Annotated in this window: 18 protein-coding genes; 2 read left to right on the top strand and 16 right to left on the bottom strand. The window is 56.8% G+C overall.

Annotated elements, in window-relative coordinates; genetic code table 11:
• Positions 1–49 precede the first annotated feature (49 nt).
• From ispG to IWX85_RS15845, 9 genes are all read right to left on the bottom strand, one after another.
• Entirely contained in the window at positions 50–1,324 is a 1,275-nt protein-coding gene (ispG, locus tag IWX85_RS15885; protein WP_036804218.1) for a flavodoxin-dependent (E)-4-hydroxy-3-methylbut-2-enyl-diphosphate synthase, read from the bottom strand.
• Complete coding sequence (locus tag IWX85_RS15880) at positions 1,324–2,229, bottom strand: helix-turn-helix domain-containing protein (RefSeq protein ID WP_370584310.1); 906 nt, start codon at positions 2,227–2,229, stop codon at positions 1,324–1,326. The genes ispG and IWX85_RS15880 overlap by 1 nt, the downstream gene beginning before the upstream one ends.
• A 10-nt stretch (positions 2,230–2,239) precedes the next feature.
• A complete protein-coding gene (gene pilW / locus IWX85_RS15875; RefSeq protein ID WP_036804222.1) occupies positions 2,240–3,049 on the bottom strand; it encodes a type IV pilus biogenesis/stability protein PilW in 810 nt (269 codons plus the stop codon).
• On the bottom strand, positions 3,046–4,194 hold the full coding sequence (gene rlmN, locus IWX85_RS15870) for a 23S rRNA (adenine(2503)-C(2))-methyltransferase RlmN (RefSeq protein ID WP_036804224.1): 1,149 nt from the start codon (positions 4,192–4,194) through the stop codon (positions 3,046–3,048). The genes pilW and rlmN overlap by 4 nt, the downstream gene beginning before the upstream one ends.
• A gap of 79 nt (positions 4,195–4,273) precedes the next feature.
• Complete coding sequence (gene ndk / locus IWX85_RS15865) at positions 4,274–4,699, bottom strand: nucleoside-diphosphate kinase (protein ID WP_036804226.1); 426 nt, start codon at positions 4,697–4,699, stop codon at positions 4,274–4,276.
• Positions 4,700–4,723: 24 nt separating this feature from the next.
• A complete protein-coding gene (locus tag IWX85_RS15860) occupies positions 4,724–4,900 on the bottom strand; it encodes a hypothetical protein (RefSeq protein ID WP_196870369.1) in 177 nt (58 codons plus the stop codon).
• A 77-nt stretch (positions 4,901–4,977) separates the two neighbouring features.
• Positions 4,978–6,570, bottom strand: a complete 1,593-nt coding sequence (locus IWX85_RS15855; protein WP_036804228.1) for a pseudouridine synthase — start codon at positions 6,568–6,570, stop codon at positions 4,978–4,980.
• A gap of 38 nt (positions 6,571–6,608) precedes the next feature.
• Positions 6,609–7,274, bottom strand: coding sequence for an SMC-Scp complex subunit ScpB (scpB, locus tag IWX85_RS15850; protein ID WP_196870368.1), 666 nt, complete (start codon positions 7,272–7,274; stop codon positions 6,609–6,611).
• A gap of 114 nt (positions 7,275–7,388) precedes the next feature.
• On the bottom strand, positions 7,389–8,423 hold the full coding sequence (locus tag IWX85_RS15845) for an RluA family pseudouridine synthase (protein WP_196870367.1): 1,035 nt from the start codon (positions 8,421–8,423) through the stop codon (positions 7,389–7,391).
• Between the two features lie 17 nt (positions 8,424–8,440).
• On the opposite strand from IWX85_RS15845, the gene IWX85_RS15840 reads away from it, so the two are divergent.
• Positions 8,441–9,265: an outer membrane protein assembly factor BamD gene (locus IWX85_RS15840; RefSeq protein ID WP_036804234.1), complete on the top strand. Its 825-nt coding sequence runs from the start codon at positions 8,441–8,443 to the stop codon at positions 9,263–9,265.
• Here IWX85_RS15840 and IWX85_RS15835 read toward each other — a convergent pair.
• Both IWX85_RS15835 and IWX85_RS15830 read right to left on the bottom strand, forming a co-directional pair.
• Positions 9,228–11,234 carry an ATP-dependent DNA helicase gene (locus IWX85_RS15835; protein ID WP_196870366.1) on the bottom strand — a complete coding sequence of 669 codons (2,007 nt, stop codon included), beginning with the start codon at positions 11,232–11,234 and terminating at the stop codon, positions 9,228–9,230. The two genes, IWX85_RS15840 and IWX85_RS15835, sit on opposite strands and share 38 nt — an antisense overlap.
• Entirely contained in the window at positions 11,234–11,437 is a 204-nt protein-coding gene (locus tag IWX85_RS15830; protein WP_231379852.1) for a DUF465 domain-containing protein, read from the bottom strand. The genes IWX85_RS15835 and IWX85_RS15830 overlap by 1 nt, the downstream gene beginning before the upstream one ends.
• A gap of 88 nt (positions 11,438–11,525) precedes the next feature.
• Between IWX85_RS15830 and IWX85_RS15825 the strand changes: the two genes are divergently transcribed.
• On the top strand, positions 11,526–12,284 hold the full coding sequence (locus IWX85_RS15825; RefSeq protein WP_036804237.1) for a PP2C family serine/threonine-protein phosphatase: 759 nt from the start codon (positions 11,526–11,528) through the stop codon (positions 12,282–12,284).
• A gap of 10 nt (positions 12,285–12,294) precedes the next feature.
• Here IWX85_RS15825 and IWX85_RS15820 read toward each other — a convergent pair whose 3' ends face one another.
• The 5 genes from IWX85_RS15820 to IWX85_RS15800 form a co-directional block, all read right to left on the bottom strand.
• The gene (locus IWX85_RS15820; protein WP_036804239.1) at positions 12,295–12,942 is read right to left on the bottom strand and encodes a hypothetical protein; all 648 of its coding nucleotides are present in this window, start codon (positions 12,940–12,942) and stop codon (positions 12,295–12,297) included.
• Positions 12,939–14,042 carry a cell division protein ZapE gene (gene zapE, locus IWX85_RS15815; RefSeq protein WP_196870365.1) on the bottom strand — a complete coding sequence of 368 codons (1,104 nt, stop codon included), beginning with the start codon at positions 14,040–14,042 and terminating at the stop codon, positions 12,939–12,941. The genes IWX85_RS15820 and zapE overlap by 4 nt, the downstream gene beginning before the upstream one ends.
• A gap of 12 nt (positions 14,043–14,054) precedes the next feature.
• Positions 14,055–15,482: a dihydrolipoyl dehydrogenase gene (gene lpdA, locus IWX85_RS15810; protein WP_196870414.1), complete on the bottom strand. Its 1,428-nt coding sequence runs from the start codon at positions 15,480–15,482 to the stop codon at positions 14,055–14,057.
• 68 nt (positions 15,483–15,550) lie between these two features.
• Positions 15,551–16,816 (bottom strand): 2-oxoglutarate dehydrogenase complex dihydrolipoyllysine-residue succinyltransferase, encoded by a 1,266-nt coding sequence (odhB, locus tag IWX85_RS15805; RefSeq protein ID WP_196870364.1) that lies wholly within the window; start codon positions 16,814–16,816, stop codon positions 15,551–15,553.
• Positions 16,817–16,864: 48 nt separating this feature from the next.
• Positions 16,865–19,756, bottom strand: a complete 2,892-nt coding sequence (locus IWX85_RS15800) for a 2-oxoglutarate dehydrogenase E1 component (protein ID WP_196870363.1) — start codon at positions 19,754–19,756, stop codon at positions 16,865–16,867.
• Between the last annotated feature and the right edge of the window lie 321 nt (positions 19,757–20,077).

The raw sequence follows: 20,077 nt of genomic DNA, 5'->3' as shown, positions 1-20,077 counted from the left end.
GGCACGGATTTTTCCGCCGGACCGGCATTCATTTTTTCAGGCATGTCGTTCAGGAAGCCTGGGCCAGCGCGTGCGGGCCAAAGCGTTTTTCAATATAGTTTTCGACGATCACCTGGAACTCCTGCGCAATGTTGTCGCCGCGCAGCGTCAGTCTTTTTTCGCCATCGATGAACACGGGTGCAGCCGGGGCTTCGCCCGATCCGGGCAGGCTGATGCCGATGTCGGCATGCTTGCTTTCGCCAGGTCCGTTGACGATGCAGCCCATCACGGCCACGCGCAAGCCTTCAACGCCCGGATACTGTTCGCGCCAGACGGGCATCTGGGCGCGCAGGAAGTCGTCGATCTGCTTGGCCAGTTCCTGAAACGTGGAGCTGGTGGTGCGCCCGCAACCGGGGCATGCCGTTACGCTGGGCACAAAGGTCCGCAAACCCAGCGCCTGCAAGATTTCGGCGGCAATGACCACTTCCTGCGTCCGCGCCTCGCCGGGCTGGGGCGTCAGGGAAACGCGAATCGTGTCGCCAATGCCTTCTTGCAACAAGATGGAGAGCGCCGTGGCTGAAGCGACGGTTCCCTTGGTGCCCATGCCGGCTTCGGTCAGTCCCAGGTGCAGCGTGTGATCGGTCCGCCTGGACAGTTCCCGGTACACCGACACCAGGTCCTGGACGCCGCTGACCTTGCAGGACAGGATGATCTGGTCACGTCGCATGCCCATCTCTTCGGCCCGCTTGGCGGAATCAATTGCCGAGGTGATCAGCGCTTCATACATCACCTGCCGGGCATCCCAGGGCGAGCTTCGCGTGCTATTTTCATCCATCAGGCTGGCGAGCAGTTCCTGGTCAAGGCTGCCCCAGTTCACCCCGATGCGGATGACCTTGTTCCAGCGCATGGCCGCTTCAATCATCTGGCCGAACTGGGTATCACGCTTGTTGCCTTTGCCGACGTTTCCAGGATTGATCCGGTACTTGGACAGCGCCTGAGCACAGGCCGGGTAATCGGTCAAAAGTCGGTGGCCGTTGTAATGAAAGTCTCCAACTAAGGGAACATCAACACCCATGCGGTCGAGCTGTTCGCGCACATAGGGGACCGCAGCAGCAGCTTCAGGGGTGTTCACCGTGATGCGGACCATTTCGGAACCGGCCAAGGCAAGTTCCTTGACCTGAATGGCCGTGCCAATGGCGTCCACGGTGTCGGTATTGGTCATGGACTGGATACGTACGGGCGCGTCTCCGCCAACGGTCACCACCCGCGAACCCCAGACAACCCGGGTCTGGATGGAATGATGCGGCTTCGCAAAAGCAGAAGCGATAGGAAGGCAGGTTTGCACTATTTCACCTCGAAACGGGCAGTATTGTTCTTGGTGAAATTGGCAAGATCAAAGGCTTGGCCACGCACCTGAACCTGTATGAGATTGGCACGGCTCGCCACTACGGCCAGCGGCAGAGTGCCCGACAGGCTGACAGACTCGCCGGCGCTAAGCGTCCGATCAAGAACCACCGTGCCACTGGCGTCTGTCACCTTTATTTTTGATGCGCCTTTTGCACTGATGATCATCGGGGGTTCAACAGGGGCAATTTCGGCGTCTGCAGAAGCAGTGGCGAGCGTTGACGCCAGCGCGCTTTTCGCAGCAACGGGGACATCGGCAGGTGTCAACACGGACGTGTCTGGTACATCGTTGCCCACAGAGGTGGGGGTTATCACGGTCGTCGTGGCCGGGAAAGATTCCACAACTTGGCCTGGAACGGTTTCAAGCGGGCCTGCCTGCCGGTATCTGGCAATTTCCTTTTGAATGGACGGCAAGAACATCAGCACCAGTGCGCCAAGCAGCAATGCCAAACCCACCATGACGGCTGGCCGCGAAATATGGGACCAGAAGGGAACCACATTTCTGCTGCTACTGCTGCTGCGGGCACGAAACGGCGTGTTGATTCCCCGGTTCTGGGAAGTCACCTTGAATGCGGCAATCGCAGGCAGCCGATGCAACACAGGGGCCGCATCCAGCTTGAGAATGCGGCATAAGCTGGCGGCCAACGCGCGCGTAAACACCGGATCGGCCAAAACCTCTGGCTGGTCCTGTTCAAGCGCCTGCAGTTTGCGAACCGGAACCTTCAACATTGCTGCCAGCGTGGCAATGTCCAGACCCTGCGACTGCCGGGCCGTACGAAGCATGGCACCGGCGGTGTCCTGCTGGCCCGCCGCATCACGATTTGACGTGATTTCAGGCTCAAGCACCGCTTCATCATTACTCATTGAACAGACCCTTTTCATACGCTGCAGCCTCGGGAGACTGCGCAAAGCGTTTCTTCAATTGACTAGCGAGTTGCACCATCGCCTCCTGATTGTTGAGCTTTTGCTCCGTCTTGATGCCCAGCCAGAGCGTCTGGGCATTTGCCAGTTCGCTGTTGTTCAGGCGGCGGATGTAAAACTGGGCACGCGTCAAATCGCCACGCGCATACAGCAGTTTCGACAGGTTGTAGCCGGTCACGGGATTGTTTGCATCGAGTTCGTACGAGTGCATGAGGCTTTGTTCAGCCTCGCTTAACTGCCCGGCGTTCACCTGGCACACACCCAAAGCCATCAGGGTCTTGGCTTTGCCCGTGTAGGTCGGGTTGGCAGCGGCCTGGGCAAACAGTTTGAAAGACTCTGGGTAGCGTGCCTGCTGGCACAGGAGCCAGCCATAGTTGTGGGCCACACTGGCATCCCGAGCATTCAGGGCGAGCGCACGGCGAAAACTGTCTTCTGCGAGCGGAATGTCGTTGAGACGCATATAAACCAAACCGCGCAGATTGTAGGCATCGACAAAATTTGGATCGGTTGCCAGCGACTGCTTGATTTCATCCAGGGCCACCTTGGTCTGGCCTTGTTCAAAATATCCACTTGCCAGTTCGACGCGCAAGCGCGCGCGACGCCGCTGGTCGGTTTCATCGGAATCAGTGATCAGGTCGGTTCGGCTGCCCAACCCTTCTACGGAACCAGGCTGGCTGACACAGCCGCCCAGCAGCATGGCCGTCCAGCATACAAGGATCCAGGCATGAGCCGGAGCCTTCTTCATGCCGCATCCTTGTCGAGCACCACGACCTTGATGCCGGCCAGCATGCCCTGGCGCTGCGCAGCCATGCGCTGCCCAACGCCGGTACGGTCCTGCACATCGCCAGCAAGTTGACCACAGGCCGCGTCGATGTCATCGCCACGCGTTTTACGCACGGTGGTGACGATGCCGGCCTCCAGCAGGGTTCTGGCAAATGCCAAGACGTGCGGCATTTGCGAGCGCACCAAACCCGAAGCCGGAAATGGATTGAAGGGAATCAGGTTGAATTTGCACGACAGGCCGTTAACAGCGTGTATCTTCATCAATTCCACCAGCTGGCGTGCATGCTCGGGCTGGTCGTTCACGCCATCAAGCATGCAATATTCGAACGTGATGAAGTCGCGAGGCGCCGCCGACTGATAGCGGGTACAGGCCTCCAGCAATTCAGCAATTGGGTATTTCTTGTTCAGCGGAACCAGGTCGCTGCGCAACGCATCGTGCGGCGCATGCAACGAAACGGCCAGGGCAACCGGACAATCCCTGGCCAGGCGGTCGATCATCGGCACCACACCGGAGGTCGACACCGTGACGCGGCGACGCGACAAGCCATAGCCGTGGTCATCCAGCATGACTTTGAGCGCCGGCAGCAACTGCGAATAGTTCTGCAGTGGCTCGCCCATGCCCATCATGACCACGTTGGAAATAACCCGTTCGCCCTTGCCCAGATGCTTGCGCAGGAAGTGCTCGGCAAACCACAGCTGGGAAATGATTTCGCCAGTCGTCAGGTTGCGGCTGAAGCCTTGATGGCCGGTCGAGCAAAAACGGCAGCCCACAGCGCAACCCGCCTGGGATGAAATACACAGGGTTCCACGGTCGGATTCAGGGATGAAAACCGTTTCGATCACATCGCCTGCGCCCACGTCAAAGAGCCACTTGATGGTCCCGTCTGTTGACTCATGGCGCGATACCACCTTGAGACTCGTGATATGGGCCGACACTGCAAGCTTTTCGCGCAGTGCCTTGGCGAGATCGGTCATCTGCTCGAAATTGGAGGCACCCTTCTGGTGAATCCAGCGAAACAATTGGGTCGCGCGAAAGCGCTTCTGGCCCAGCTGTTCGCAAAACGCTGCCATGCCCTCCAAATCGAAATCGAGAAGATTGGTGGTCATCGCAGGCAGCAATGTGTCTGGTCGCCCCACACAAGCGGCGACCCTGTCAGAGGGTGGCAAAGCATGGGGACGGTGTGCATTAGCGCGAGTAAACGTTCAGGCCCGGAAAGAAGAAAGCGATTTCTTCTTTGGCGGTTTCGACGGCGTCGGAACCATGGACGGCATTGGCATCGATGCTGTCGGCAAAGTCAGCGCGAATCGTGCCGGCATCGGCTTTCTTGGGGTCGGTAGCCCCCATCAAGTCACGGTTTTTCAGTACAGCGCCTTCGCCTTCGAGCGCCTGGATCATCACCGGTCCGGAAATCATGAAAGACACCAGGTCCTTGAAAAAAGGACGGGCCTTGTGCACGCCGTAAAAAGCTTCGGCTTCGCCTTGTGACAGGTGAACCATTTTGGCAGCGACGACTTTCAGGCCAGCAGCTTCAAAACGAGCATAAATTTGACCAATCACGTTTTTCGCGACGGCGTCAGGCTTGATGATGGAGAGTGTGCGTTCGATGGCCATGTGTTTTCCTAGAGAGTGTTGGAGTTATTGGGTTTTTAAATTATTCAGAGGCTGAATAAAGCCTATGATTTTAACCCGCTGGTTTGCCTCTTCCAGGGCAACCTTGCGAAATGGTGTACTACCGTAGAAGCGCTGGAGCGCATTCATTCTGGCCAGCAAACCAGTTTTCATCATCAAATCCGCCTCTTGCGCAGTAACCACGTGTGTTAAAAGCTATCAATTCGGTAGCAAATACCGCTTAATTACATGCAATGATTGCCAGTCGAGCAGATTCTGCGTCAGCGGTTGCCACCTCGGTTACCACCGCTGCGATTACCGCCAGAATTGCCACCATTGCGTCGCGGTCCCCCACTGCTGCCACCACCACCAAAGCCGCCGGCATTGCCACTGCCGCCCCGACGCTGCTGGCCTTGGTCCTGCCGCTGCCGGGTGAAGGTGTCCGCGCCAATATAGCCAAACGATGTCTTCATGGGATCGGGCTGAGCGGCTCCCGCGGATTTGTCATTGCGCGGACCCCGGTCATCCCGACGCTTCTGACCTTGCGGCGCGCCCGCACCGGGAGGTCCAAAACGCGTCGCCGGACCGGCATTTGCGCCTTGGCTTCGACCTCTTGCTCCGCCAGGGCCAGGATTGGCACCGCGTCGATTGCCTCGCTGCGCCGCATCGCTCCGGTTCATGGGCGGCTGCGAATCATCGAGCGGCTGGACGATGCCGGTTTGGCCTGCGCCCGCATTGCGGGGCCGGCTACCGCTATTTCGTGGACCATCATTCCTGCGTGGCCCGCGGCGCTGCGGCGCGCCGCCTTCACCGTCGCGCTGGCCCGGAACGACTGCTTCGCCACGCGGGTCGGGCCGCGATTCCGAACGGCTGACGGCACTGGTCAATCCGTAGATGTCGTTTTCGTCGAGTTCGACAAACGCGCCGCGTTTCAATCCGCGAGGCAGCACCATAGCACCGTAACGGATACGGATCAGGCGGCTCACCGCGTGGCCCACAGCTTCGAACATGCGGCGAACCTCGCGGTTGCGGCCTTCAGAAATCGTGACCCGGTACCAGCAATTGGCGCCTTCACCGCCACCGGCCTCGATCGAGCCGAACTGCGCCATGCCATCGTCCAGCGTCACGCCCTCAAGCAAGCGTTTTTTCTCTTCGTTGTTGAGCGCACCCAGCACCCGCACGGCATATTCGCGCTCCAGGCCGAAGCGCGGATGCATCAGCTTGTTGGCCAGCTCGCCAGAACTCGTCAGGAGCAACAGACCTTCGGTGTTCAGATCCAGCCGTCCGACGGACTGCCATTTTCCCTGAAACAGCTTGGGCAGGCGCCGGAAAACGGTCGGGCGGTTTTGCGGGTCATCGTGCGTCACCACTTCGCCGGCAGGCTTGTGATAGGCAATGACGCGGGGCGGCGGCGGATCAATCTGAACGCGAATGGGCTTGCCATTGACCTTGACGGTGTCGCCAAACTGGATACGCTGGCCAATATGCGCCGGCTCCGCATTGACGGAAATCCGCCCTTCCAGAATCAGTTGCTCCATCTCCAGACGCGAACCCAAACCGGCCTGGGCCAGGACCTTGTGCAGCTTGGGCGTTTCTGGCTGAGGCAACAGAACCCGCTTGGGCAGGTCAAGTGCGGCGTCGTCTTCGTCGGCATCGAACTGACCGGTGATCACGTCTTCGAAGCGAAGGGTCGCCGGCAATGGTTTCGGGCCATGCCGCCGCGCACCCGCCTGCGGCGCCGCTGCCTTGTCACCGGCCACGTTTGCTATGGATTCAGGAGCTGCTTGTGCAGGCAGGTCATGCGCTGGAGCAGTATTTGATTCATTTTCCGGCATGGCCAATGGCTTGCTGGCAGGGTTGTCATTTGAGTTCATGCTTTTACATTCGTTCGGGTGGATAGCGGGCAGACGGATCACTGCGGATTAGGTTGAGAACTTTTGCCGGCATCCAACGCCAGGTCCTCGGTACAAGTCGAAATTTTCAATTCCGGCGTGGACAGGGGCGAAAAAAAGCCTGGCGCTCCCTCCATGCCTAGTTCGAACTGTTCAAGCTTTGCGATCTGCGCCGGCGTATCGTTCATCGGCGGCAGTCCGGCCAGGGATTCAACGCCCAGGTCATCCAGAAACTGGCGGGTCGTCGCATACAGCGCTGGGCGGCCCACCGTCTCGCGGTGGCCGATGACCTCAACCCATCCACGGTCCTCCAGCTGCCTGAGCAACAGGCTGTTAATGGTCACGCCGCGAATATCTTCCATATCACCCCGGGTGACAGGCTGCCGGTAGGCAATGATGGCCAGCGTTTCCAGAGTCGCCCGGCTATAACGGAGCGGTTTTTCAAGTGTCAGCCGGTCCAGGTATTCACGCATTTCCGGCCGGCTTTGAAAGCGCCATCCACTGGCCACATGCACCAGTGCCACACCTCGGCCTGACCACTCGTCCTGCAATTCGCCGAGCGCCAGTTTAATGCTGTCGGCGGCAAGCTCCCCGTTAAACAAAACCCCAAGCTCGCGCAGCGTCAGGGCTTGCTGTGCGCAGATAAGGGCTGTTTCGAGGATGCGCCTGGCATCCGTCGTATTCATGATTGGTTATTCCGAAATAAACGGGAGGAAAGCGGATAAAGGCGCTTCTGTCAGCGCATCGCATTCATGTGGGCTTTTCCTGGATCAGGAAGCCATATTACCGGTAGCAGAAAACTACACAAAACAATTGTATCTCAGGCCCAAAACATCCATCGCGCGCAGCAGGTCGGGCGGCGGCGCCGACTTGAATTCCATCGGCTCGCCAGTTGCCGGATGGGTAAATGCCAATCGGCAGGCATGCAGCGCCTGGCGCGTCATGTCGCCCGCAGGAGCGCCGCCATACAACGCATCCGATACCAACGGATGGTCCAGGAATGCCATATGAACCCGGATCTGGTGGGTGCGGCCGGTGTGCAGCTTGCACTTGACCAAGCAATGCTTTTCAGCGTTGCCCATCAGTGAAATCACGGTGGAAGCCGTCTTGCCCGAAGTTTTCTCCAGATCAACCACCGCCATGCGCAGCCGGTTTCTCGGGTCGCGGCCGATGGATGCCTCGACCTGGCGAGTTTTTGCGCCTTGCCATGCGCCATGCGCCAGCGCGATGTATTCCCGGCTCACTGTGCGGGCGGCAATCATGCCCACCAGCTGGTCCATGGTCTGACGCTGGCGCGCCACCACCATCAGGCCGCTGGTGTCCTTGTCAAGCCGGTGCACAATGCCGGCACGCGGCATGAAGGAAGCCTGAGGATCGTATGCCAGCAAGCCGTTGAGCAAGGTGCCGCTCCAGTTGCCGGGCGCCGGATGAACCACCAACCCGGCGGGTTTGTTGATCACCAGGAGATGCGCGTCCTCATAAACAATGTTGAGTGCCATGGCTTCGGGTTTGAAGGCCTGACTCTGGGGTGTAGGCCGCAACTCGATGGACAATTCATCACCCGCCTTGACCTTTGCGGAGGTTTTGACGGTTTTTAGACCTTTTACCGATACACCTCCAGCCTCGATCAGTTGTTGAAGGTAGTTGCGTGAAAACTCCGGCACCAATCCTGCCAGCGCTTTGTCGAGACGGCTGCCGTGGCTCTCGACCGGAACGCTGACATGCCGCAATTCCATTTCGGCAGCGGCGTCCACCTCTTCCTGGGCATCGTCTTCAGGCGATTGGACATCAACGCTGCCCGATATAATAAATTTTCTCAGTTCTGAATCAGTCATCAAGAGGGTCGATTGCTATGTTTTTTGCCAGATTGTCGGATTTTCGGAAAGCATCGCCGCTTGTAACAGCCGTTTGCGCAGGATTGTTTGTGTTGTCAGGCTGCTCGACCACACCTGCACCCGACAAGACCGCAACCTGGAGTCCCAACAAGATTTACGCTGAAGCGAAGGATGAAGCCAGTTCTGGCGCTTACGACAAAGCCATTCCGCTTTACGAAAAGCTCGAAGGCCGCGCGGCTGGAACACCCCTGGCGCAGCAGGCGCAACTCGACAAGGCATATGCCCAGTATAAAGGCGCAGAACAGGCTCAAGCCTTGGCCACGCTGAACCGCTTCATCAAGCTTCACCCTGCCAGCCCGGCCATGGACTACGCCCTGTACCTCAAGGGGCTGGTGAACTTCAATGACAACCTGGGCCTTTTCGGATTCATCTCGCGTCAGGACCTTTCCGAGCGTGACCAGAATGCAGCAAAGGAGTCGTTTGAGTCGTTCAAGGAACTGGTCGCCCGGTTTCCCGATTCACGCTATGCGCCTGATTCACGTCTGCGGATGAATTACATTGTCAATTCCCTGGCACAGTCGGAAGTCCATGTGGCGCGCTACTATTACTCACGTGGCGCCTATGTGGCCGCCATCAACCGCGCGCAAAGCGCCATTGCCGACTATCGCGACGTTCCGGCGCTTGAAGAAGCCACCTTCATTCTCTATAAATCCTACGACGCCCTTGGCATGACCGAGTTGCGCGACGATATGCGCCGCATCCTGGAAAAAAGCTATCCCCAAAGCCAGTACATGAGCAAAGGCTTCAGGACGGCGGAGAACCCGTGGTACAAGTTCTGGTGAGACTGGCCAGCCTGTCCATCAGCGCCTGCTCAGATGCAAGTCTTTGCATCGGTGGCAATGCCCTGATCAGCCGTCGTCCATACCCCATAGAAACCAGCCGGCTGTCGCAGACCACAAGCACGCCTTGATCTGTCTCCCTGCGGATCAGGCGACCCGCACCCTGCTTAAGCGCGACGGCGGCTTCGGGCAGGAAATAATCGGTGAACGCACTGCGCCCTTGCGACTCCAGCATCTTGGCCCGGGCCTCGGCCAGTGGATCATTGGGCGGAGGGAACGGGAGTTTGTCGATGATCACCAATTGCAGTGCATCGCCGGGAACGTCAATGCCTTCCCAAAACGATGCTGATGCCACTAGGACGCAGCCTTTCCCGCCGAGTGAATCGCCTTCGCGGAAACGTTCTATCAGTGCACGTTTTGGCATGCTGCCTTGCACTAGCACCAACGGGTCCTCTGCCTGGGTGAGAGCAGCAACCAGCGCCTCTCCGATGGTTCGCAATGCGCGCAAGGTCGTTGTCAGCACCATTGTGCGTCCGCCCAACTGGCGTGACCATGTCGCCACAGATTCGGCCACCTTGACAGGATGAGCCGGGTCGCCAGGCTTGGGAAAGCTGGTCGGAACGTAGAGAGCAGCTTGGCGTTGGTAGTCGAATGGACTTCCAATCCGCAACACGCTGGCTTCTTCAAGCCCGCAAGGCTGTGTGAACCAACTGAGTTTTTCATCATCGCCCAGGGTTGCCGAGGTAAATATCCATGTCTTCACATCATCGCCTGACGTGCCCAGCATTTTGCTTTTCACAGCTACCGAAATATCGAGCGGCGACTCGACCAGCCGCAGCTGTGTGCCCACATCAACCCAGCGAACAAAACCGATCTGGCAGGCATTGGAAAAGCTTTCGGCCCGTTCAACCAACTGCACAGCCCGCTCATGAAGCCTGACAAAATCAGGTGCAATCTCGTTAACCGTGTCAAGTGCTGCGCAAGCTAGAAGGCATGAAGAGTAAACAGAGTGCAGGGCTTGATGCCAATCACTTGAGGACAAACCTTCGGGCACCGAAGCAGTCCATCTAAGCTTCGTGCCGGGAGAGTGCTTTCCGGCGCAAAGGCGCAATTCCCGGGCCGCCTGTTCGGTGGCCGCGACCACTTCTTGCCAGTCAACCAGCCCGCGCGCCAGTTGCAAGCCTGCTGCCAGCATGTCTCGAGAAAAATCAAGCAGTTGGCCAGTGCTCAGGTTATTTCCCAGAAACTGCACGCCGGTTTCATTCAGCTGATGCGCTTCATCAAAAATGGCAATCCGCACCGAAGGCAACAACTCTGCCACGCCTGATTCACGAACAGCCAGATCGGCAAAAAAAAGATGATGGTTGATGACAACAACATCCGCCGCCATGGCTTCCCTGCGGGCAATATTGACATGACAGGCACGAAAACGCTGACATTGCGAACCTAGGCAATTGTCCCGTGTCGAAGTAATCAGGGGAATCATGGGTGAACGCTCATCAAGGCCGGGAAGTTCGGCCAGATCACCTGTTCGCGTAACCTGCGACCACTCCTCCACCCGGGCAAGCGAACGTATCGATACGCCCTCAGGCAAAAAACGCTCCTGTCTGGCCATCTCCATCCGATGGAGGCAAAGGTAGCTGCCCCGGCCTTTGAGCAACGCAGTCTTCACTGGCAATTCAAGCGCTTCAACCAGACGAGGCAAATCGCGTGCAAACAGTTGATCCTGCAAGGCCTTGGTTGCAGTGGACAAAAGTATCCGCTCGCCGCTGAGCAGGGCCGGCACCAGATACGAAAACGTCTTGCCAACACCGGTGCTCGCCTCAACGACAAGCGAATACCCACCCTCAATGGCCTGCGAAACCGCCTGTGCCATCTCCTTCTGGCCACTGCGGGAAACAAAATGCTTTGTCGTCCGCGACAAGACGCCTTCAGGCGAAAACGCCTGATCCACTTGGGAGGTGAGATTCATCAGGCAGGCTCGGGAGGCGTTAAGGAAGCTTCTAGCCGTGAGATGCGGTCACGAAGCTGAAGCCTGCGTTTTTTAAGCCGCTTGAGCAGTAATTCGTCGATGTGCGGAGCGTGCACTGCTTTGTCTGCGAGTGCGTTCAGGTTTGCATGTTCGATTTTGAGCTGTATCAGCAGCCGATGGGGAGTGGAATGATTTAGGATCAATGAATTTTTCCGTTTACGCCACTTGATAATAGGTTGATTGCCGTTGTTATCATAAACAACGCGAAACAGCGAAGCTGCCACTCTCATAATGACCAAAAGTTATCGCATTACAGCCTCTACGGGTATCCACAAGGGAGACCGTGACTATCAGCAGGACCAGGTCAGCCTGTTGAGCCATCACCGGGTTCCTGAGTGTATTTTAGGCATCGTGGCCGATGGAATGGGCGGTCGGAGCGGAGGACGCAAAGCATCCGACCAGGTGATGCTTACGGCAAAGCAGCTTTTTGACCGCTATTCACCTGATACAGACGACGGCCCTTCGATGCTCAGGCAGATTGTCGAAGAAGCTCATATTGTCATCAAGTTGACAGCGATTTCCTCAGAACAGGAACCCCACAGTACGCTGGCGGCGTTCCTGATTAATCCCAGGGGTGAATGCCATTGGGTGCACACCGGGGATTCGCGGATCTACCACTACCATGGCAGTAAGCTGGTCCACAGAACTGTGGACCACTCCTATGTTCAAACGCTGGTGGACAAAGGCGAGATCAGTGAGGAAGAAGCCAATAACCACCCACAGTCAAATATTCTCATGGGTTGCCTGGGAGCGGAAGAAGCCCCTCCGATTGCCCAGCATTGCATTCCAAAACTTCAGCCAGATGACGTGTTGATGGCTTGCAGCGATGGCGTCTGGCACTACTTCAACACCAGTGAAATGGGGTCTGCTTTGTCTATGCTGTCGCCACGCGAAGGCACCGAATTCCTGATTCAGAAAGCATGCAAGCGCGCACGGGGCGCAGGCGACAACTTGTCGCTGGTGATTGTCAAGTTCGAGGCGCTAGAGTAAGCCACCTCTGCTACTGGGGCAGGGGTAACGGTTTCGAGGCAGGTTTGACACGATTTTCCTGATCAGTTTTGTGTTGGGCTCGACGTTCCTGCGCCTGGATCTGACGGTCCTTGAATTTTCTTGCTTCTTCCACTGCAGTGGCCTGCTTGTCTGCGCGTCCCTGAATTCTTTTCTCGTGTTTTTCAAGCCGTACCGCTTTTGCATCGCGGGCTTCCACTTCATTCGCAACAGCGGCATTGTGCTGCTGTGCATTTTCCTGGTGACGCCCTTGCCGGCCTCGAAAATCTTCAATGGCTTGGGTACGGCGGTTGCTGTCCTGTTGCAAGCTTTCTGGAGATGACTTTTCCTGGCTTTTCCGGATCTGCTGTTCAGCCTTGCTTTTTCGCTCCGCGTCATTGAGCAAGATTTCCTGCCTCCTGAGGTTTGCCATGACGGCCCTGCGCCTGGCATTGACGTTCTCAAGACAATTGTTGACGGCAAATTTTTTGTAGCAGGCAGCATCTTCGCTCATGAAACCAGCTTCCAGTCTGTTCCGCTCGGTGGCAATAGCGACTCGCTGCGCGTCGATATCGGCAGTTTGAACGTTCACAGGACCGATTTGCGATGCGGCAAAACCACCTATCGTAAATAGCAAAGATGCAATGACGAAAGATTTCATGTCAACGTCGTATCCACCGTTCTGTGCTCCAGAGCCAGAAATTCCATGGACTGCATTTCATTGAGCCGCGAAACAGTTCGAGGAAACTCATGCATTAGAGGACCTTCGGTGTACAAAGCTTCAGGCGGCACAGCGGCAGAAAGAATCAGTTTTACCCGACGGTCGTACAGCACATCCACGAGCCATGTAAAACGCCGGGCTTCCGAGGCCATTCGGACCGGCATCCAAGGCACGTCACTGACCAAAACCGTATGGAACTGGGTTGCAATTTCAAGGTAATCATTCTGAGAACGCGGCCCTCCGCACAAAGTCTTGAAGTCAAACCATACCACTCCGCCTGCTTTTCGCCTTGACAGTATCTGTCTGGATTCGATCTGAAGCACCGGATTTTCATCCTGCGAGGCCGCGAGCCGGTTAAAAGTTTCCGTCATTTCAGCATCGGCCTCCGGACCTAGCGGAGAATGATAGAGCCTGGCCTGTTCCAGCGTGCGCCGGCGATAGTCGGTGCCATTGTCAACATTGATGACTTGCATATGCATCTTCAAGAGTTCAATAGCCGGAAGAATGCGGTCCCGATGCAAGCCGTTGGGGTAAAGCTTGTCAGGATGAAAATTCGATGTCGTCACGAATCCAACGCCATTGTCAAACAGAGCCACAAGCATGCGATGAAGGATCATGGCGTCGGTGATGTCGGCTACATGAAATTCGTCAAAACAGATCAATTTGAACCGCTTCGCAATCCGCTTTCCCAGTGCATCCAGGGGATTGGAAGTGCCTTGCAGATCCAGCAGTTCGCGGTGGACTTCTCGCATGAATTCATGAAAGTGGAGCCGTACTTTTCGCTTGAGTGGCACTGCATTGAAGAAGCAGTCCATCAAAAAGCTTTTACCGCGCCCCACCCCTCCGAACATGTAAACACCACGCGGGATGGGCGGGCGATGGATCAGTTTCTTGAACGCATTTGACCTCTGCCCTTTATATGCTGCCCACTCTGTGGCGCAGCGCTCCAGCGCATCAATCGCAAGCAACTGGGCGGGGTCACTTGTATAGCCCCGTGCTGATAGTTCAGCGTCGTAAGCTGACCGAACCGGATTTGACACTGCGCTTAGCCCCTAGAAATTGAGCGTGCGCTTGTCAACAGCAAGCGCGGCCTCTTTAATGGCCTCGCTAAGCGAAGGATGGGCATGGCAAATGCGGGCGATATCTTCACTGCTGGCGCGGAATTCCATCGCCACGACGCATTCGGCAATCAACTCACTGGCCATTGGTCCGACAATGTGGACCCCTAGGATTTCGTCGCTCGCGGCATCTGCCAGCATCTTGACCATGCCAGTGGTATCGCCTAGCGCCCTTGCCCGGCCATTGGCCATGAAAGGGAAAGAGCCGGACCTGTATGCACGTCCTTCTGCCTTCAGTTGTTCCTCGGTCTGGCCAACCCATGCAATCTCGGGACTGGTGTAGATCACCCACGGAATGGTGTTGAAATTGACATGGCCATGCTGGCCGGCAATGCGCTCAGCGACCGCCACACCTTCTTCTTCGGCCTTGTGCGCCAACATCGGACCGCGAACGACGTCGCCTACTGCCCACACATTGGGCAAATTGGTCTTGCAATTGCCGTCGACCACAATCGCACCGCGCTCATCCAGACTCAAGCCCACGGCTTGCGGGTTCAATCCGATGGTATTGGCAGTGCGGCCAATGGAAATGATGAGCTTGTCAACTTCCAGCATCTGCGCTTCGCCCTTGGCATCGGCATAAGCGATGGACACGCCATTATTGCCATTCTTGATCTCACCGACTTTTACCCCCAACTCAATTTTCAAGCCTTGCTTGGTGAGTGCCTTGTGGGCCTCCTTGGCAACCTGCTGGTCAACCGCGCCGAGGAAAGTGGGCAACCCTTCCAAAATTGTCACGTTGGAACCCAGGCGACGCCAGACCGAACCCATTTCCAGACCAATGACGCCCGAGCCGATGACACCCAGTTTCTGGGGAACCGCGCCGATGCGCAGGGCACCGTCATTCGACAAAATGTTGACTTCGTCGAAAGGCGCACCCGGCAAGGCTCTGGCATTGGAGCCTGTCGCCACAATGATGTGCTTGCCAGAGATGGTTTCTTCTGCTGTGCCTGCGACTTTGACCTCGTAGATGCCATCCTTGACGGCAGCAAAAGAGCCGCGACCATGGAAAAAAGTGACCTTGTTCTTTTTGAACAGGTAAACGATGCCGTCGTTGTTTTGCTTGACGACCGTATCCTTGCGGCCAAGCATTTTCCCAACATCGAGACCCAGGCCTTTGACCTCAATGCCATGGTCGGCAAAGTGGTGGCCCGCATGCTCAAAATACTCCGAGGATTGCAGCAGCGCTTTGGAGGGAATGCAACCCGTATTGGTGCAGGTTCCACCAAGGGCAGGGCCGCCCTTGGCATTCTTCCACTCGTCAATACAGGCAACGTTAAAGCCCAGCTGGGCAGCGCGAATGGCCGCTATGTAGCCGCCGGGACCGCCGCCGATGACGATCACGTCAAATTGTTTGGACATGTTCTTTTCCAGTAAATAGGGGGCAAGGGCGCGCAGCCGCATGGCTGTTGGCGCTGCCCCAACAGGGTTTAGATATCAAACAGCAGGCGGGCAGGATCTTCCAGCGCCTCTTTCATGGCGACCAAACCCAGCACGGCCTCACGGCCGTCAATGATGCGGTGGTCGTAGCTCATGGCGAGGTAATTCATTGGACGAATCACAATCTGGCCATTTTCGACCACCGCACGGTCCTTGGTGGCATGCACGCCCAGAATGGCGGACTGTGGCGGGTTGATGATCGGCGTTGAAAGCATCGAGCCAAAAGTGCCGCCATTGGAAATCGAGAAGGTGCCGCCGGTCATTTCTTCAATGCCCAGCTTGCCGTCCTTGGCTTTCTGGCCGAACTCAGCAATTTTCTTCTCAATCTCTGCAAAACTCATCTGGTCTGCATTGCGCAGTATCGGCACCACCAGGCCACGCGGCGAACCTACCGCAATGCCAATGTCAAAGTAGCCGTGATAGACGATATCGTTGCCATCGACCGATGCGTTGATCATCGGGAACTTCTTGAGCGCATGCACCGCAGCCTTGACGAAGAAGCTCATGAAGCCGATCTTGACGCCGTGCTCCTTGCTGAAGGCGTCCTGGAACTTCTTGCGCATTTCCATCACGGGCGCCATATTGACTTCGTTGAAGGTTGTCAAAATGGCATTGGTCGATTGCGACTGCAAAAGACGCTCAGCAATACGGGCGCGCAAGCGGCTCATGGGAACCCTCTGCTCGGGTCGGTCACCCAGGTCAGCAGCTTTCACTGGCGATGCCACTTTAGGCAAGGAAACGGTCGGCGCGCCCGTTGGTATTGCATTGACAGCTACTGTTTTAGGAGCTCCTGCAGCAGTCGCCCCCAGAACATCACCCTTGGTGACGCGGCCGTCCTTACCCGTGCCTGGTACCGTGCCGGGGACCAGGCTGTTGTCTGCCATCAACTTGGCAGCGGAGGGCATTGGAACGCCCGCCATGGAGCCGCCGGCAGATGAGACCGGTATGGATGCCGGCACGGAAGACGTCGTGGCTGAAGGCGCCGTCGCAGCGGGTGCAGTAGTGCCTGCATTGCCTTCGGTATCGATTCTTGCAATCACCTGGTCCGACACCACCGTGCCGCCATCGGCAACCACCAGTTCAACCAGCACGCCGGCTGAAGGCGCTGGTACCTCAAGGACGACCTTGTCGGTTTCAATTTCAATCAGGATTTCGTCAATCGCGATTGCGTCGCCCGCCTTCTTTTTCCATTGCAGCATAGTAGCTTCGGCTACGGACTCGGACAGTTGGGGAACTTTAATTTCAAGGATAGCCATTTTGATTCTTTCGAGTGTTTTCTTGTATTTCAGGAAATAAATTGACCCTTATTTGGTCAAGATAAAACCCCTCAACTTGGAAAATGCGCCGTCCACCAGCGCCTTTTGCTGTTCCTGATGCAGATGTGAATAACCGACGGCAGGGGAAGCCGACGCAGCGCGTCCCGAATAGCCCAACTTTTGGCCATCAAGCATGTTCTCATGGATGTAATGCTGCACAAAGAACCAGGCACCCTGATTTTGCGGCTCGTCCTGGCACCATACGATGTCCGTAGCGTTCGGGTACTTTTTCAGCTCACCAGCGAAAGCCTTGTGCGGGAAAGGATAGAGCTGCTCCACACGCAAAATCACGGCATCGTCAAACCCTTTTTCTTCACGCTTTTTCACCAGGTCGTAATAGACCTTGCCCGAGCAGGCAATGACGCGCTTGACCTTGTCGGCTCGTTTGGTGATTTCTTCCTTGTTTTCAGGAATAACAGTCTGGAAAGCGCCCTTGGTGAACTCGGACAGCGGCGAGGTCGCGTCCTTGTTACGCAACAGCGATTTCGGCGTCATGATGATCAGCGGCTTGCGCAGGTTGCGCACCATTTGGCGGCGCAGCACATGGAAAATCTGGCTGGCGGTGGTCGGCTGGACCACCTGCATGTTGGCATCAGCCGACAATTGCATGAAACGTTCAAGACGCGCCGAACTGTGCTCCGGGCCCTGACCCTCATAACCGTGTGGCAGCATCAGCGTGATGCCGTTGACGCGGCCCCACTTGACTTCGCCAGACGCGATGAACTGGTCAATCACTACCTGTGCGCCATTGGCGAAGTCGCCAAACTGCGCTTCCCATATCACCATGGTGCTGGGATCGTTGGACGCATAGCCATACTCAAAAGCCAGCACAGCTTCTTCCGAAAGGATCGAGTCGATGACGACAAACGGAGCCTGATTGTCCGCCACGTTCTGCAGCGGCACGTAGGTGCCCGTATCCCACTTTTCACGGCTCTGGTCGTGAATCACGGAATGGCGGTGCGTGAAAGTTCCCCGCCCGCAATCTTCACCTGACAGGCGCACCGGATAGCCGCTGGCCACCAAGGATGCAAAAGCCATGTGCTCGCCCATGCCCCAATCCACCGGAATGTCGCCCCGGCCCATCGCGGCACGGTCGTCGTACACTTTCTTGACCAGGTTATGCGGCGACACGGTTGCAGGAATGGTTGTGATCTTTGTGGCCAGTCGTTTCCACTCGGCCATGGGAATAGCGGTGTCGCCCGCATCGGTCCACTTCTTGCCAACGTAGGGACTCCAGTCCACGGCGTACTTGCTCTTGAAATTGGTCAGGACCGGATCGAACGTGCTCTTGCCTGCATCCAGCGCGGCGCGCGTGGCCTTGACCATGTCGTCGCCCAGCGTTTCGCCAAAGCCTTGCGCCGTCAGCTTGTCGGCGTAGATGCGGCGCGTGCCAGGATGCTGCGCAATTTTTTTGTACATCAGCGGCTGGGTCAGCGCTGGAGTGTCTTGCTCGTTGTGGCCCAATTTTCGGAAGCAGATGATGTCAACCACGACATCTTTCTGGAATTCCATGCGGAACTCAAGCGCCAGCTGTGTCGCCAGTACCACCGCTTCCGGATCATCGCCATTGACGTGCAGCACAGGCGCTTCAATCATCTTGACAACGTCGGTGCAATACAAGGTGGAACGGCTGTCGCGCGGATCGCTGGTGGTAAAGCCAATCTGATTGTTAATGACCAGGTGGACCGTGCCACCCGTGGAATAACCACGGGTTTCAGCCAGTGCCAGTGTTTCCATGACCACGCCCTGCCCGGCAAACGCCGCGTCGCCATGCACCAGCACCGGCAACACCTGCAGGCCTTTCGGGTCGGCACGGCGGTCCATGCGGGCACGGACAGAGCCTTCGACCACCGGGTTCACGATTTCAAGGTGCGACGGATTGAACGCCAGCGACAGGTGAACCGGACCGCCAGGCGTCGTCACGTCAGAACTGAAACCCTGGTGATATTTCACGTCGCCGCTGGGCAGGTCTTCAGGCGCTGTATGGTCGAACTCGGCAAACAGGTTGGCCGGAACTTTTCCCAGGGAGTTGACCAACACATTAAGGCGCCCCCGGTGCGCCATGCCGATCACGATTTCCTGCACGCCGATTTCGCCGCCACGCTGGATCAACTCGTCCATGCTAGCAATGAAGCTTTCGCCGCCTTCCAGCGAAAAACGTTTCTGTCCAACATATTTGGTATGCAAGAACCGCTCAAGCCCTTCAGCTGCGGTGAGCCGGTCCAGAAGATGAAGCTTCTTTTCCTTGGTTAAATTCGGTTTGCTGCGTATGCTTTCGAGCTTTTGCTGCCACCAGCGCTTCTGATTCTGGTCGGTGGCGTACATGTATTCGGCGCCGATCGTGCCGCAATAAGTTTCGCGAAGTGCATTGAGCAATTCCCGAAGGCTCATGGTTTCCTTGCCAAAGAATGTGTTGCTGGTATTGAACACAATCTCCTGGTCGGCATCGGTGAAACCGTAAAAAGCGGGGTCCAGTTCGGGAATGTTGTCACGCTCGGCACGCTTGAGTGGATCAAGATCGGCCCAGCGCGCACCGACGTTGCGGTACGCAGCAATCAACTGCTGAACGGAGGTGCGCTTGCGGCCCATTTCGGAGTCTGCACCGCTGGCAACCACAACCTTGGTTTGCCCTTGCTTGGCCCGCTCGGCAAAGGCATTGACCACCGGCAAATGTGGAACGTCCTTGGCGTTGCTGCCATCGGTTGCCGCAACATGCTGAAGCGCATCAAAATATTCGCGCCAGTTGTCGGTCACACTCCCGGGATTGGCAAGATAGTTTTCGTACATCTCTTCGACATAAGGCGCATTGCCGCCAAAAAGATGGGTATTGCCTTGATAGGCTGTATAGACAGACGCAGATGACTGCGAGTTTGAACTCATATCCGCTGACCTCCGTTTCCCTTAGGGAAACATTAGCTGGTTAAAGCTTGGTTGATTAACCTTCCGCAACACGGCTGAACCGATTAGCGGATGCGACTGTGGCAAGGAAGGACCTTCAGAAACAAGAAGGATTGTGCCACTTTGCTGCCGTATCTGGGATATTGTCACTGACTTTGAAGTGGACCCGGAATTTAGGACAGGTGTTTAAGTGGGACACTGCCTAGTGTCGCGTCATGATGTAGTTGTCGGGTAAAGCCTTTTGAGCTTGGTGCGGGCATCCTTGGTCGTGAACTGCCAGTTGACTTTGGCCTGAAGGTTGTC

It is taken from the genome of Polaromonas sp. CG_9.11, assembly GCF_015752225.1.
Taxonomy (GTDB): Bacteria; Pseudomonadota; Gammaproteobacteria; order Burkholderiales; family Burkholderiaceae_C; genus Polaromonas.
The sequence above is the reverse complement of the archived record's forward strand: the minus strand, read 5'-3'. Positions and strand labels throughout refer to the sequence as shown.

Excerpts from the sequence above, each read along its gene's own strand:
- pilW (WP_036804222.1), bottom strand. The coding sequence starts at position 3,049 with ATGAAGAAGGCTCCGGCTCATGCCTGGATCCTTGTATGCTGGACGGCC.
- rlmN (WP_036804224.1), bottom strand. The coding sequence starts at position 4,194 with ATGACCACCAATCTTCTCGATTTCGATTTGGAGGGCATGGCAGCGTTT.
- ndk (WP_036804226.1), bottom strand. The coding sequence starts at position 4,699 with ATGGCCATCGAACGCACACTCTCCATCATCAAGCCTGACGCCGTCGCG.
- IWX85_RS15855 (WP_036804228.1), bottom strand. The coding sequence starts at position 6,570 with ATGAACTCAAATGACAACCCTGCCAGCAAGCCATTGGCCATGCCGGAA.
- scpB (WP_196870368.1), bottom strand. The coding sequence starts at position 7,274 with ATGAATACGACGGATGCCAGGCGCATCCTCGAAACAGCCCTTATCTGC.
- IWX85_RS15845 (WP_196870367.1), bottom strand. The coding sequence starts at position 8,423 with ATGACTGATTCAGAACTGAGAAAATTTATTATATCGGGCAGCGTTGAT.
- IWX85_RS15840 (WP_036804234.1), top strand. The coding sequence starts at position 8,441 with ATGTTTTTTGCCAGATTGTCGGATTTTCGGAAAGCATCGCCGCTTGTA.
- IWX85_RS15835 (WP_196870366.1), bottom strand. The coding sequence starts at position 11,234 with ATGAATCTCACCTCCCAAGTGGATCAGGCGTTTTCGCCTGAAGGCGTC.
- IWX85_RS15825 (WP_036804237.1), top strand. The coding sequence starts at position 11,526 with ATGACCAAAAGTTATCGCATTACAGCCTCTACGGGTATCCACAAGGGA.
- IWX85_RS15820 (WP_036804239.1), bottom strand. The coding sequence starts at position 12,942 with ATGAAATCTTTCGTCATTGCATCTTTGCTATTTACGATAGGTGGTTTT.
- lpdA (WP_196870414.1), bottom strand. The coding sequence starts at position 15,482 with ATGTCCAAACAATTTGACGTGATCGTCATCGGCGGCGGTCCCGGCGGC.
- odhB (WP_196870364.1), bottom strand. The coding sequence starts at position 16,816 with ATGGCTATCCTTGAAATTAAAGTTCCCCAACTGTCCGAGTCCGTAGCC.
- IWX85_RS15800 (WP_196870363.1), bottom strand. The coding sequence starts at position 19,756 with ATGAGTTCAAACTCGCAGTCATCTGCGTCTGTCTATACAGCCTATCAA.